Origin of the sequence: Streptomyces sp. NPDC050732 (genome assembly GCF_040654255.1) — a bacterium.
Classification (GTDB): domain Bacteria; phylum Actinomycetota; class Actinomycetes; order Streptomycetales; family Streptomycetaceae; genus Streptomyces.
This window is the reverse complement of record NZ_JBFAHP010000015.1, coordinates 96,245-108,761: the sequence shown is the minus strand read 5'-3', so window position 1 is coordinate 108,761 and position 12,517 is coordinate 96,245. Positions and strand designations below refer to the sequence as shown.

The window sequence follows — 12,517 nt, the reverse complement described above, 5'->3', positions numbered from 1 at the left end:
ATGGAACCGGAGCGCCGCGACGAACGCCGCAAGCGCATGGACCTCGACCCCGACACCGTGGAGCGGGACCTGGTGAAGCTGGTCCTTACCGTCGTCGAACTCCTCCGTCAGCTGATGGAGCGACAGGCGGTGCGCCGTTTCGACACCGGTGAGCTGACCGAGGACCAGGAAGAGCGGATCGGCCTCACGCTGATGCTCCTGGAGGACCGGATGGCCGAGCTCCGGGACCGGTACGGGCTGCGGCCCGAGGATCTGAACCTGGACCTCGGGCCGCTGGGCCCCCTGCTTCCCAGGGAGTGACCCGCTGGGCCCGCTCCGGCGAAGCGCCCGGTGGCTCACTTCCGGCAGAGGACCTCCCCGTGCAGCACCGCGAACCACGCGTCCTGTCGGCCGCCCCACTCCCGCCACGCCGCGGAGACGGCGCGCAGCCCCGCCGCGTCCACGTGGCCGCCCGAGACCGCGCGTTCGGCGTACGTGGAGGCGAGCGTGCGGTCCGCCCACAGGCCGCTCCACCAGGCCCGCTCGTCCGCGGAGCTGTAGCACCAGGTGGCGGCGGTCGCGGTGATGCCGGACTCCGCGAAGCCGGCCTCCAGGGCCCAGGACTTGAGCCGGCGCCCCGCGTCGGGCTCGCCGCCGTTGGCGCGGGCCACCCGCAGGTACAGGTCCAGCCAGTCGTCCATGGCGGGCAGCTCCGGATACCAGGTCATCGCCGAATAGTCCGCGTCGCGGACCGCGACGATGCCGCCGGGCTTGCAGACGCGGCGCATCTCCCGCAGCGCCCGCACCGGGTCGCCCACGTGCTGGAGCACCTGATGGGCGTGGACGACGCAGAACGTGTCGTCGGGGTAGTCGAGGTCGTGCACGTCGGCGACGGCGAACTCCACGTTGCGCAGGCCGCGTTCGGCCGCGGTGGCGCGTGCCGTGCCGAGGATGTCGGGGGCCCGGTCCACGCCGGTGACGCGGCCGTCGGAAACCAGCGCGGCGAGGTCCGCGGTGATGGTCCCGGGGCCGCAGCCGATGTCCAGGACCGTCATGTGGGGCTTCAGCGAACCGACCAGGTAGGCGGCCGAGTTGGCGGCGGTGCGCCAGGTGTGCGAACGCAGCACGGACTCGTGGTGCCCGTGCGTGTAGACGGCGGTCTCCTCCGGCATGGCGGAACTCCTTCGCTCCTTCGGGTACGTGGAGGAGGCACCGTACGCCGCCATGCCGAATGGTGAGACCTGCGTATCAGTATGTGGTCTATCCGGTCGGAGTGGTCGAACCGTGCGGAGTCAGCGGACGGCGGGCAGCGGGCGGTACACGGTCAGCGCCTCGGGCAGCTTGTCGACCGTCAACGACCCCTGTACATGCGTCACTTCACCGTCGTACGCCACGACCGTGCCCGCCCCGAGGCCGTCCACCCGCAGCCGGGGCAGCCGCGCGGCCGCCTGTGCGGGGGAGCGCACGTCCGGTCCCGTCAGCGCCGCGGCGAGCAGCCGGACACCCGGCCTGCGGCCGCCGTGCACGATGCGCACGTCGAGCAGCCCGTCCGCCAGGTCGAGCCTGCGGCCCGGCGTGAGGCCCGACCGGTGGTAGGTGCAGTTGCCCGCGAAGAGCATCCACAACGCCCGCTCCCCGCCCCGGAAGTGGGCGACCATCGGCCGCTCGTCCGAGCGCAGCACCTTCAGCGCGGCGAGCACCGAGGCCGGCTTGCTGCCGACGCGGTGCGTCCACTGCTCGCGCTGCCGCACCAGCTCCGGATACACACCGAGGCTGAACGTGTTGAGGAAGTACCCGGAGTTCCCGGACTCCCCGGAGCCCCCCGAGGAGGAGAAGCGGCCGACGTCGACCGCGACCGCGTCGCCCGCCTCCACCGCGCAGGCCAGGTCGCGGGCGTCCTCGACCCCGAGGTCGTACGCGAAGTGGTTGAGCGTGCCGCCGGGCAGCACCGCGAGCGGCAGCCCGTGGTCCAGGGCGACGCGGGCCGCCGCGTTGACCGTGCCGTCGCCGCCGCACACGCCAAGGACCTGGGCGCGGCCCGCCGCCTTCTCCAGCTCGGCGCCGATGTCTGCGGGTTCGGCGACGACGACCTCCGCCGCCGGCAGCGCGTCCCGCAGCGTCTTCACGCGCTGCGGGGTACCGGCCCCCGCGTTGGCCACCAGGACGAGCCCCGCACCGCCCGGCAGCGCGGGCGCCGTCACCCGGGGGCGTCCCGGCGGCGCCAGCTGGGCCCGCGTCGGCACCAGGCCGCGCACCGCGAACGCCGCGCCCGCGCCCAGCGCCCCGCCCACCAGGACGTCGCTCGGAAAGTGCGCCCCGGTGTACACACGGGAGACCGCGACGGCCGCCGCGAGCGGCGCGACGGCCGCACCCCACGCCCGCGACTCCAGCGCCACCCCCGTGGCGAACGCCGCGGCGGACGCCGAGTGGCCCGAGGGGAACGACGTGGTGATCGGCTGTCGCTTCAGCCGCCGGATCAGCGGCACCGGGTCGAGCAGCGGCCGCGCCCTGCGCACCGAGCGCTTGCCCAGCGTGTTGATCGTCGCGGAGGCCAGCGCCAGGGAGGCCACGCCGCGCACGGCCGCGCGCCGGGCCCGCGGGGTGCGCGTCGCGGCGATCCCCGCGGCCGTCGCGAACCACAGCACGCCGTGGTTGGCGCTCCGGCTCAGCCGGGGCAGCACCCGGTCGGCGCCGGGCCAGTGCCGCGCGGCGACCGCTTCGAACAGCCGGCTGTCGAGGGAGACCATGCGGGCCTTGAACGGATGGTGCCCGGCGGCGGGGCGGGACAGGTCGATGCCGGAGACGTCCGGGGAATCAGCGCACATGCCGCACGCGTACCCTGCGCGCCGCCCTTCAGGCCGGACGGGTGCAGCGGACCGCGCGGGAAACGGTTTGCCCGGGCACCCTTCGGCCACGGACAATCCCGCTCATGGGACATCTGGAAGCCGCACACCTTGAGTACTACTTGCCGGACGGGCGGGCGCTGCTCGGTGATGTCTCCTTCCGGGTCGGCGAGGGCGCGGTCGTCGCCCTGGTCGGGGCGAACGGCGCGGGGAAGACGACCCTGCTCCGGCTGATCTCCGGCGAGCTCCAGCCGCACGGCGGCAGCGTCACCGTGAGCGGCGGACTCGGCGTGATGCCGCAGTTCGTGGGCTCCGTGCGCGACGAGACCACCGTGCGCGACCTGCTCGTCTCGGTCTCCCGGCCGCGGATCCGCGAGGCCGCGAAGGCCGTCGACGCCGCCGAGCACGCGATCATGACGGTCGACGACGAGGCCGCCCAGATGGCGTACGCCCAGGCGCTCTCCGACTGGGCGGAGGTCCAGGGGTACGAGGCGGAGACGCTGTGGGACATCTGCACCACCGCCGCGCTCGGCGTCCCCTACGACAAGGCCCAGTTCCGCGAGGTCCGCACGCTCTCCGGCGGCGAGCAGAAGCGCCTCGTCCTGGAGGCCCTGCTGCGCGGCACCGACGAGGTGCTGCTCCTCGACGAGCCGGACAACTACCTCGACGTACCGGGCAAGCGCTGGCTGGAGGAGCGGCTCAAGGAGACCCGCAAGACCGTCCTCTTCGTCTCCCACGACCGGGAGCTGCTCGCCCGCGCCGCCGAGAAGATCGTCAGCGTCGAGCAGAGCCCCGGAGGCGCCGACGCATGGGTGCACGGCGGCGGCTTCGAGACGTTCCACGAGGCCCGCAAGGAGCGCTTCGCGCGCTTCGAGGAGATGCGCCGCCGCTGGGACGAGAAGCACGAGCAGCTGAAGAAGCTGGTGCGCACCCTGCGCCAGGCCGCCGAGGTCAGCCACGAGATGGCGTCGCGCTACCACGCGGCGCAGACCAGGCTCCGCAAGTTCGAGGAGGCGGGCCCGCCGCCCGAGCCGCCGCGCGAGCAGGACATCACCATGCGGCTGCACGGCGGACGGACCGGCGTCCGGGCCGTGACCTGCGAGAACCTTGAGCTCACCGGTTTGATGAAACCCTTCGACCTGGAGGTCTTCTACGGCGAGCGCGTCGCGGTCCTCGGTTCGAACGGCTCGGGCAAGTCGCACTTCCTGCGGCTGCTCGCCGGCGACACCGACAACCCGGTCGCGCACACCGGAGCCTGGAAGCTCGGCGCGCGCGTCGTGCCCGGCCACTTCGCGCAGACCCACGCCCACCCCGAGCTGCTCGGCCGCACCCTCCTCGACATCCTGTGGCGCGAGCACGCGCAGGACCGCGGCGCCGCGATGTCCCGGCTGCGGCGGTACGAGCTGACGGGTCAGGCGGAGCAGAAGTTCGAGCGGCTCTCCGGCGGCCAGCAGGCCCGCTTCCAGATCCTGCTGCTCGAACTGCAGGGCTGCACGGCGCTGCTCCTCGACGAGCCCACGGACAACCTCGACCTGGAGTCCGCGGAGGCGCTGCAGGAAGGCCTGGAAGCGTTCCAGGGGACGGTCCTCGCCGTCACCCACGACCGCTGGTTCGCCCGCTCCTTCGACCGCTACCTCGTCTTCGGCAGCGACGGCCGGGTCCGTGAGACGCCGGAGCCGGTGTGGGACGAGCGGCGGGTCGACCGGGTGCGGTAGACCCGCCGCGCCGCCGGACGTCAGCCGAAGGCCGGCGACGCCTGCTGCGTGCGTCCGGCGCCCGGTGCCGCCCGGCACGTCACGTCCTTCGCCGGCAGCCTGCCGGTGACCAGGTAGGCCGTGGCGGTGTCCTGCGCGCACCGGTTGACCGGGCCCGCCGCCATGCCGTACGCGACGCCGTGCCCCTCGCCCTCGTCGACGGTGACGAGCCGGGAGCCCTTGAGCGCGCGGTGCATGCCCCGTGCGGTCGACAGCGGGGTCTGCGAGTCCCACTCGTTCTGCAGGATCAGCGTGCCGACGCTGTTGTCCACCCTGGTCACGGGCTCCACCGGCCGGTCCCAGAAGGCGCACGGGTTGATGTTGGACGCGAAGTCGCCGAACAGCGGATAGCGGGCGGCGTCACGGACCGAGTCGCGGCGGTACGTCTCGGGGTCCCGCGGCGCCGGGGCGTCGCCGCACACGACGGTCCAGAGCGCCGAGACCAGGTCGTCCGGGTTCTCCGGCGCGGACGGGAACTCGGGGACCGGCTCGCCCGCGGCGGCGTCCCTGAGGAGGGCGACGAGTTCGGCGGCGCTGCGGACGGTGAAGAACTCACGCCGCAGGAAGGCGCGGATGTCGGTGCCGGTGAGCTTCTCCGTGCCCACGACGATCGGGTCGCGGTCGGCCCGCTCGACCAGGCCCCAGAAGGTCGCGGAGACCTCGGCCGGGGTCTTTCCCAGGCGGTACGTCGACGCGTGCCCGGCGGTCCACCGCGTCCAGCGCGCGAACGCGGGCTCGGCCTCCGGCCCCCAGACCTGGAACATCTTCCGCCACATGAGCTTCGGGTCGACGGCGCTGTCGAGGACGAACCGGTCGGCGCGGCGCGGGAACAGCTGCGTGTAGACGGCGCCGAGGGCGGTCCCGTACGAGACGCCGAAGTACGAGATCCTCTGCTCGCCGAGGACGGCCCGCAGGACGTCCATGTCCCGGGCGGTGTTGCGGGTGGTGATGTGCGCCAGCCTGTCGCCCGTCCGCGCGCGGCACTTGTCGGCCACGGTCTTCGCCCATCCGACGTTCGGGCCGAACGGCCGGTAGTGGCGCGGCCACTGCCGCTCCGCCGGGGTGAGCCCGCAGGTGACGGGCGCGCTGCGGCCGATGCCCCGGGGGTCGAACCCGATGAGGTCGTAGCGGTCCGTCACCGACCGGGGCATGTCCTTGGACAGGGCGAGCGGCAGGTCGAGCCCGGGGCCGCCGGGGCCGCCGGGGTTGGAGAGGAGGACTCCGCGGCGCTTGCCGGCGTCACGCGCTCCGATCCGGGATATCGCGAGGTCGATGGTGGTGCCGTCGGGGTCGCGGTAGTCGAGGGGCACCTTGATGGTGGCGCACCGGAAACGGGCGGGCGTGTCGGAGCCGCACCGCTTCCAGTCCGGGGTCTGGTGCGTGAACCGGGCCGGCGGGGCGCTCTCGGTGTCCGGCTGGGGTGCGGCCGAGACGGGCAGCGCGGTGAGGCCGGGGAGCAGCGCGGCGGCCGCGCCGAGCGCGAGGAGCGGTAAGAGACGGCGGCGTGGAGCGGAGCGGGGCATCGAGGCGGTCCTTCCGATCGGTGAAGTTCTGCCGATCGGATGGACGCCGGAACAGAGCCCCCTGCCTCCCCTGCGGGAACCGCTGTTTCAGGACATTTCCCGGGCCTCCGCACACCGCCGTCGCAGGCACCCGTCACGCACCGGGAGCGCGCGCGAACCGTGTGCGGTGCATCCTGGGTAGTACGGGCCCAGCGGGTACCCGGGAGGCAGGGAGCGAGACGACCACAGCGATGGGAGCGCGCCATGAACGGAGTCGAGCCGAGCCGGCTGGACGACCAGCAGCTCATCAAGGAGCTGGAGACGATCCACCGCACCCGCCACACCACCCTGCTGCACGGTTCGAGCGACGCCCTGCGGGCCCACAACGAACGCATGGCCCAGCTGGAGGGCGAGTATCTGCGCCGCCACCCGCACCGGTCGGTGGCGGGCGGACGGACCCGCGAAGGCGCGCGGGAGAGGGGAACGACAGGCTCATGACGGACCGTCCCGCAAGCGAGGCCGACCCGCTCCTGCTGGACCGGCACGGCGCGGCACTCGACCTCTTCACCGACCGCGTGCACGCCGTCCGCGCCGACCAGTGGACCGACCCCACCCCCTGCACCGACTGGACCGTGCACGACCTGGTGAACCACCTCACGGCCGAACAGCTGTGGGTGCCGCCGCTGGTCCGCGACGGCGCCACCATGGAGTCCGTCGGCGACCTCTTCGAAGGGGACATGCTCGGCCCCGACCGGATCGCCTCCTGGGACACCGCGGCCGCCGCCTCCCGGGACGCCTTCCGCGAACCGGGCGCCCTGCACCGTATCGTCCACCTCTCCTCCGGGGACGCGTCGAGCACCTTCTACTGCGGCCAGATGACCGTCGACCTCATCGTGCACGCGTGGGACCTGTCCCGCGCGATCGGCGCCGACGAGCAGCTGCCCGACGACCTCGTCGACTTCGCGGTGCGGGAAGTCGCCCCGTACGCCGACGAGTTGGAGAAGAGCGGCCTCTTCGCCCCTGCGGTGGAGCCGCCGACCGACGCCGACGCGCAGACCAAGCTGCTGAACCTCATGGGCCGCGGGGTGTGACCCCCTCGCGGCAGAGGGAACCTGATGCTCATGAGAGTCGGTGTGGTGGATGTGGGATCGAACACGGTGCGCCTGGTCGTCGCGGACGCCGACGGGCAGGTGCCGTTGCCGGTCCACACGGTGAAGAGACGGCTGCGGCTGGGCGAGCACCTGGACCAGGACGGGCGGCTCGGCGAGGAGCCGGTCGGGCAGCTGGTCGCCGCGGTGCGCGACGTGCAGGAAGAAGCGCGGAGGTGGGGGGTGGCCGAGCCCTTCGCCTTCGTCACGTCGATCGTGCGCGACGCCCCGAACCGGGCCGAGGTGCTTGAGGCGGTGGCGGCGGGGACCGGGGTCCGGCTGCGCACCCTGTCCGGTGAGGCCGAGGCGGAGCTGACGTTCCTCGCCGCCCGGCGGTGGATGGGCTGGCGCGCGGGGCCGCTGGTGCTCTTCGACATCGGCGGCGGTTCCCTGGAGGTCGCCTTCGGGCGCAGCCGCCTGCCGGACTACGCGGCCTCGCTGCCGCTGGGGGCGAGACGGCTGACGCGGGAACTCTTCGACGGCCAGGACCCGCCCCGCGAGGCGGACCTCAAGGCGGTACGGCGCCAGGTCCGCCACCAGCTGCGCGACGTGGCCGCGCGGATCCGCTGGGAGATGCCGCACACGGCCGTCGCCACGTCACGTACGTTCCAGCAGCTCGCCCGGCTGTGCGGAGCGGCCCCCGGTCGCTACGGCCCGTTCATGGAGCGGCAGTTGGACCGCACCGAGCTGGGCAAGGCGGTCCGGGAGCTGGCCCGGCTGCCCGCCGAGCGGCGCGCCCAGCTGCCGGGCATCTCGGCGGCGCGCGCCGGACAGTGCGTGGCCGGCGCGGTCGTCGCCCACACGGCCATGAAGCTGACCGGGATCGAGACGGTGACGGTCTGTCCGTGGGCGCTGCGCGAGGGCATCCTGCTGCGCTACATCGAGGACGGCGACGCCGACTGGTGGGCCGGGGAACACGTGCACACCGCCGACGGCGGCCGCGGTGACCCGGCGTCCCTGGGACTGGCCACCGCGACCTGCGCCACCTAGCCCCCCTTGGCGAACTCTGCGAGGAACGCCTCGCAGAACGCCTTGAGGTCGTCCGGCTTGCGGCTGGTGATCAGCGTGTTGGGGCCGCCGTCGCAGACCTTGACCTGCTCGTCGACCCAGGTGCCGCCCGCGTTGCGGATGTCGGTCTTGAGGCTCGGCCAGGAGGTCAGTGTCCGGCCGCGCACCACGTCCGCCTCGACGAGCGTCCACGGGGCGTGGCAGATGGCCGCCACCGGCCGGCCCTGGTCGAAGAAGTCCCGTACGAACGAGACGGCCTTCTCGTCCATCCGCAGGAAGTCCGGGTTGGCGACGCCGCCGGGCAGCACGAGCCCGCCGAACGCGTCGGCCCGCGTCTCGCCCACGACCTCCTGGACGGGGAACGTGTCCGCCTTGTCGAGATGGTTGAAGCCCTGCACCTCGCCGGATTGCGTCGACACCAGGACGGGCTCGTCGCCGGCGTCCTTGACGGCCTGCCACGGGTCGGTGAGTTCGATCTGCTCGACGCCCTCGGGCGCCACGAGGAACGCGATGCGCTGCGGCATGGCGGAGTGTCCTTTCTCTTCTTCGAGCTCTTGTGTCTCGCTGTACGTGTGCCACTCCGGGCGGGTTATATGTAGACCCTTTTGCCCTTTCTACGGGCCTTTGGTCCCGAGGTGGCGCAGCGACACGGCATGCCCCCCGGCGGCCTATGCGAGGCCCGGCGCGAGGTCGCCGAGGCTCACCATCCCCACCGGCCGGCCGTCCTCGACGACGGGCAGCCGCCGGACCGCGTGGTCGCGCATCAGTCCGACCGCGGCCGACACCGCGTCGTCGGGGCCCACCACCACCGGATTGGGCGTGCAGACGGCCTGCGCGCTGACGGTCAGCGGATCGGCGCCGTCCGCCACGGCGCGCAGCGCGATGTCCCGGTCGGTGAGCACACCGAGGACCTGGCCGTCCAGGGCGACCAGCACGTCGCCGGTGTCCTGGGCGCGCATCAGCTGCGCCGCTTCCACGAGGGAAGCGTCGGGGCGGACGGCCACGACGCCCGGCGTCATGACGTCCCTCACGTAATCGGCCATGGCTGGGCCCTTCCTGCATCTGTCGTTCGTGTCCCGCGTCTGTCCCTCGTGCGTTCGTCGTGTGCTGTCGCCGCAGTACCCCTGAGCTCCGCGGCCATGCCCTTTCCGGGAGGTTTGCGCCGCCGGGCCGGGGAGACCCGGCCCGCGACACCCCCCACACCGACTGGGAGGGCAGGGGTCATGGCGGTACTCGCTGTATTCATCCCGCTGGTGATGCTGGGCGTGGTCCTGGCACTCGGCCGGTACGAGGAAATGCTGCTGCCGCCCGCGAAGCACCCGGACGACGTCGTACGGCGCCGCACCGCGTGAAGCGGCAGCACGGTGCCGCCGGGCCCCTCGAAACGGCCGGGCGGCACCGTCGCGCGGCCCCCTCCACCACCGGGTCTAGTGCCGGCCCCATTCCTGCATCTTCGCCTTCAGACCCTGCTTGATCATCGAACCGCGGTCCGCATCGCCCTTGAACACGGAGGACACCGTGGCCTCCAGCTGGTCCCACGTCGCGTGCGGCGGGATCGGCGGGACCGCGGGGTCGGTGCGGAACTCCAGCACCGCGGGGCCGTTCGCCGCGAGACCGGCGCGCCAGGCGTCCTCGACGTCCTCGGGGCGCTCCACCCGGATGCCGGTCAGCCCGATCGAACGCGCGAACTCGGCGTACGGCACGTCCGGCAGGGACTGCGACGGCAGGAAGGACGGGGCACCCTCCATCGCCCGCATCTCCCACGTCACCTGGTTCAGGTCCTGGTTGTTCCACACGGCGACGACCAGCCGAGGGTCGTCCCAGCGGTGCCGGTACTTGGCGGCGGTGACCAGCTCCGCCATGCCGTTCATCTGCATCGCGCCGTCCCCCACCAGGGCCACCACGGGCCGGTCCGGGTGCGCGAACTTCGCCCCGATCGCGTACGGCACCCCGCACCCCATCGTGGCGAGCGTGCCCGACAGCGAGGCCCGCATGTCGCCGCGGACGGTGAGGTGGCGCGCGTACCAGTTCGCCACCGAGCCCGAGTCGGCGGTGATGACCGCGTTGTCGGGCAGCAGCGGGTCGAGCGCGCGCGCCACGTACTCCGGGTTGACCGGGTCGGCGGAGAGCGCCGCCCTGCGCTCCAGCACACCGTTCCAGCGCGTCACGTTCGCGCGGATCTCGTCGGACCACTCGCGGCAGACCGCGCGGCGGTCCTTGTCGATGAGCGGGATCAGCTCGCGCAGCGTCGCCCGCGCGTCGCCGACGAGATTCACCTCGTACGGGTAACGCATCCCGATCATGTGCGGATCGATGTCGATCTGCACGCCCCGCGCCGAGCCGAACTCCGGCAGGAACTGCGAGTAGGGGAAGCTCGAACCGATCGTCAGGAGGGTGTCGCAGTCGCGCATCAGCTCGTAGCTGGGGCGGGTGCCGAGCAGGCCGATCGAACCGGTGACGTACGGAAGCTCGTCGCTCAGCGCGTCCTTGCCGAGGAGCGCCTTCGCCACGCCCGCGCCGAGCACCTCCGCGATCTCCTGGACCTCGGCGCGGGCGCCCGCGGCTCCCTGGCCGATGAGGATCGCCGCCTTGTCGCCGGAGTTCAGGATCTCCGCGGCACGCTCCAGGGCGGTCGGCGAGGGCATCGCCGTCCAGCTGCTGCGGTCCAGGCTGGAGGGGACCATCTTGAACGCGTGCGGGGGAGGGGAGTACTCCAGCTCCTGTACGTCACCGGGGACGATGACGGCCGTCGGGCAGCGCCGCGCGTACGCGGTGCGGATCGCCCGGTCGATGACGTTGGGCAGCTGCTCGGGCACCGTCACCGTCTCGACGAAGTCACCCGCCACGTCCTTGAACAGCGTGTGCAGGTCGACCTCCTGCTGGTACGAGCCGCCCATCGCGCTGCGGTCCGTCTGCCCGACGATGGCGAGGACCGGCACGTGGTCGAGCTTCGCGTCGTAGAGACCGTTGAGGAGATGCACCGCCCCGGGGCCCGACGTCGCCACGCACACGCCGAGCCGCCTGCCGAACTTGGCGTACCCGACGGCCTGCAGGGCGGACATCTCCTCGTGCCGCGACTGCACGAAACGCGGCCGGTCCTCGGCCCTGCCCCACGCGGCCAGCAGACCGTTGATGCCGTCACCCGGATAGCCGAAGACCTGCTCGACGCCCCAGGCGCGCAGCCTCTCCAGAATGTGGTCGGCGACCTTGACGCTCATGACGGAGCCCTCCGAACGGATCGGGAATCGGCGGTCACGTCCGGGTGTCCGGCCGAACCGGCGAGAAACATCTGGGGTGTTTGCTGACGAAGGCTCGGGGCAGGCGGAAGAGAGTGCTTCGGAACGGAGGCACGTCCGTGGGAGCGACCGCGTCGCTCGCCCCCGGGTGTGCCCCGTCGCGATCCGACACGCACGCACTCCCACGGTGACCGTCCACCCCCAAGGCACCCCACGAGGGAGTTGCGACGCACCATGCGATCCCACGCCAGCACCGCAGTGGCCACCAGGACCAAGCGGCACCCACACGACGACGCCCCGGACACGGCGGAAGGCTTCGCCCGCCTCGTCGAGATGGAACCCGGACCCGAAAGGGACGCGCTGCGCCAGGAGCTCGTCCGGGCCTGGCTGCCCATGGCCCAACGGCTCGCCGGCCGGTTCCGCAACCGCGGCGAGGCCCTCGACGACCTGCGGCAGGTCGCCGCCCTCGGCCTCGTCAAGGCCGTCGACCGCTACGACCCGCAGCGCGGCACCGCCTTCGAGAGCTACGCGGTACCCACCGTCACCGGTGAGATCAAGCGGCACTTCCGCGACCACATGTGGACCCTGCACGTGCCGCGCCGCGTCCAGGACCTGCGCAACCGCGTACGGTTCGCCCGCCAGGACCTCTCCCAGCTCTCCGGGCGCGTCCCCACCGTCGCCGAGATCGCCGAGCACGCGCAGATGAGCGAGGAGGACGTCAAGGCCGGCCTGGAGGCGCTCGACAGCTTCACCGCGCTCTCCCTCGACGCCGAACTGCCCGGCAGCGAGGACGGCTACTCGCTGAGCGACGCGCTCGGCGGCCCCGACCCCGCGCTCGACGTCGTCGTCGACCGCGAGGCCGTCAAGCCGCGCATCGCGGAGCTGCCCGAGCGCGAGCGGGAGATCCTCTACATGCGCTTCTTCGGCGACATGACGCAGAGCCGCATCGCGGACGAGATGGGCATCTCGCAGATGCACGTCTCACGGCTGATCAGCCGCTGCTGCGACCGGCTCCGCGACCAGGTCATGCGGGACGCCGCCTGACGC

13 protein-coding genes are annotated in these 12,517 nt (G+C 72.7%); 7 read left to right on the top strand and 6 right to left on the bottom strand.

Going from position 1 to position 12,517, the window contains the following annotated elements; translation table 11 throughout:
* Positions 1–300, top strand: coding sequence for a gas vesicle protein K (locus tag AB0H82_RS15955; RefSeq protein WP_362992972.1), 300 nt, complete (start codon positions 1–3; stop codon positions 298–300).
* A gap of 35 nt (positions 301–335) precedes the next feature.
* Here AB0H82_RS15955 and AB0H82_RS15950 read toward each other — a convergent pair whose 3' ends face one another.
* On the bottom strand, positions 336–1,151 hold the full coding sequence (locus AB0H82_RS15950; protein ID WP_362992970.1) for a class I SAM-dependent methyltransferase: 816 nt from the start codon (positions 1,149–1,151) through the stop codon (positions 336–338).
* A gap of 120 nt (positions 1,152–1,271) precedes the next feature.
* Positions 1,272–2,804 (bottom strand): phosphatase PAP2 family protein, encoded by a 1,533-nt coding sequence (locus tag AB0H82_RS15945; protein ID WP_362992968.1) that lies wholly within the window; start codon positions 2,802–2,804, stop codon positions 1,272–1,274.
* A gap of 104 nt (positions 2,805–2,908) precedes the next feature.
* Between AB0H82_RS15945 and AB0H82_RS15940 the strand changes: the two genes are divergently transcribed.
* Positions 2,909–4,537, top strand: coding sequence for an ATP-binding cassette domain-containing protein (locus AB0H82_RS15940; protein WP_362992966.1), 1,629 nt, complete (start codon positions 2,909–2,911; stop codon positions 4,535–4,537).
* Between the two features lie 20 nt (positions 4,538–4,557).
* Here the strand turns inward: AB0H82_RS15940 and AB0H82_RS15935 are convergent, their stop codons facing one another.
* On the bottom strand, positions 4,558–6,099 hold the full coding sequence (locus tag AB0H82_RS15935; protein ID WP_362992964.1) for an alpha/beta hydrolase: 1,542 nt from the start codon (positions 6,097–6,099) through the stop codon (positions 4,558–4,560).
* Between the two features lie 243 nt (positions 6,100–6,342).
* On the opposite strand from AB0H82_RS15935, the gene AB0H82_RS15930 reads away from it, so the two are divergent.
* From AB0H82_RS15930 to AB0H82_RS15920, 3 genes are read left to right on the top strand one after another with little or no spacing between them, the layout of a single operon-like run.
* Positions 6,343–6,576 (top strand): DUF6158 family protein, encoded by a 234-nt coding sequence (locus AB0H82_RS15930; RefSeq protein ID WP_362992962.1) that lies wholly within the window; start codon positions 6,343–6,345, stop codon positions 6,574–6,576.
* A complete protein-coding gene (locus tag AB0H82_RS15925) occupies positions 6,573–7,169 on the top strand; it encodes a TIGR03086 family metal-binding protein (RefSeq protein ID WP_362992960.1) in 597 nt (198 codons plus the stop codon). Before AB0H82_RS15930 ends, AB0H82_RS15925 begins: the two co-directional genes overlap by 4 nt.
* A gap of 30 nt (positions 7,170–7,199) precedes the next feature.
* Positions 7,200–8,216, top strand: coding sequence for a Ppx/GppA phosphatase family protein (locus AB0H82_RS15920; protein WP_362992958.1), 1,017 nt, complete (start codon positions 7,200–7,202; stop codon positions 8,214–8,216).
* Here the strand turns inward: AB0H82_RS15920 and AB0H82_RS15915 are convergent.
* Complete coding sequence (locus tag AB0H82_RS15915; protein ID WP_362992956.1) at positions 8,213–8,758, bottom strand: type 1 glutamine amidotransferase domain-containing protein; 546 nt, start codon at positions 8,756–8,758, stop codon at positions 8,213–8,215. The genes AB0H82_RS15920 and AB0H82_RS15915 overlap by 4 nt on opposite strands.
* A 144-nt stretch (positions 8,759–8,902) precedes the next feature.
* Positions 8,903–9,277 (bottom strand): CBS domain-containing protein, encoded by a 375-nt coding sequence (locus tag AB0H82_RS15910; RefSeq protein ID WP_362992954.1) that lies wholly within the window; start codon positions 9,275–9,277, stop codon positions 8,903–8,905.
* A 180-nt stretch (positions 9,278–9,457) separates the two neighbouring features.
* Between AB0H82_RS15910 and AB0H82_RS15905 the strand changes: the two genes are divergently transcribed.
* Positions 9,458–9,586 carry a hypothetical protein gene (locus tag AB0H82_RS15905; protein ID WP_362992952.1) on the top strand — a complete coding sequence of 43 codons (129 nt, stop codon included), beginning with the start codon at positions 9,458–9,460 and terminating at the stop codon, positions 9,584–9,586.
* Positions 9,587–9,661: 75 nt separating this feature from the next.
* Here AB0H82_RS15905 and AB0H82_RS15900 read toward each other — a convergent pair whose 3' ends face one another.
* Positions 9,662–11,452 (bottom strand): thiamine pyrophosphate-requiring protein, encoded by a 1,791-nt coding sequence (locus AB0H82_RS15900; protein WP_362992950.1) that lies wholly within the window; start codon positions 11,450–11,452, stop codon positions 9,662–9,664.
* Between the two features lie 252 nt (positions 11,453–11,704).
* On the opposite strand from AB0H82_RS15900, the gene AB0H82_RS15895 reads away from it, so the two are divergent.
* On the top strand, positions 11,705–12,514 hold the full coding sequence (locus tag AB0H82_RS15895; RefSeq protein WP_362992948.1) for an RNA polymerase sigma factor SigF: 810 nt from the start codon (positions 11,705–11,707) through the stop codon (positions 12,512–12,514).
* Positions 12,515–12,517: the final 3 nt, after the last annotated feature.